This window comes from Mesorhizobium sp. M7A.F.Ca.US.014.04.1.1, from assembly GCF_003998745.1.
Lineage (GTDB): Bacteria > Pseudomonadota > Alphaproteobacteria > Rhizobiales > Rhizobiaceae > Mesorhizobium > Mesorhizobium ciceri.
Genome location: NZ_RZRW01001247.1, coordinates 1 through 751, shown reverse-complemented (window position 1 = coordinate 751; position 751 = coordinate 1). Strand labels below are relative to the sequence as shown.

At 59.7% G+C, this 751-nt stretch carries 1 protein-coding gene; it reads left to right on the top strand.

What is annotated here, in order from left to right:
• Positions 1 to 59: 59 nt before the first annotated feature.
• Positions 60 to 751 (top strand): DUF4142 domain-containing protein (locus tag EOA22_RS35870; RefSeq protein WP_164756293.1); only part of this gene is annotated, 692 nt, incomplete at its 3' end.

Here is a 751-nt window from a genome sequence, read left to right as displayed (position 1 = left end):
GAACAAAGATGGCGCCGGGAGATTGGAGTTCATCGTCCTCCTCAACAAGGAACCTAAGCATGAGAACCAAACTACGCATGGCATCGCTGTCGATCGCGACCGCAATGACCGCTGTACTGCCTGCCTTGTCAGCAGAGACGGCCCAGGACTTCGTCACGAAGGCCGCGATCGGCGGGATGTTCGAAGTGCAGTCCAGCAAGGTCGCTCAAAGCAAGCTCCAGGATCCGACCCTTAAGGATTTCGCGCAGAAGATGATCTCCGACCACGGTGCTGCGAACGCCAAACTCGAGAGTATTGCCGGCGAACAGAAATTGCAGGTGCCCGCCGACCTCGACGCTGCCCACAAGAACGACGTCGACAAGTTGCAGTCAGCTGCGGCGCCAGTCGATGCAACCTATGCCGACATGCAGAAGACGGCGCATGCCGATGCTGTAAGCATGTTTGAAAGCTACGCCAAGGAAGGCGACAATTCCGCTCTCAAGTCGTTTGCAAGCGAGACGTTGCCGACACTCAAGATGCATCAGGAGATGGTTGGCAAGGTCGCGGCTGCCGCTCCTGCCCCCGACAGTTCCGCGCCAGCCGCGTCCGATGCGGACGCCACAAATTCTGTGGCACCGGTGCCTGGCGCCAACAGCTTCACCGAGGACCAGGCCAAGAACGCCATCGAGAAGGCGGGCTACTCGGACGTCTCCGCCCTGACGAAGGATGACAAGGGCATCTGGCGTGGAACGGCGAGCAAGGACGGCAAAGC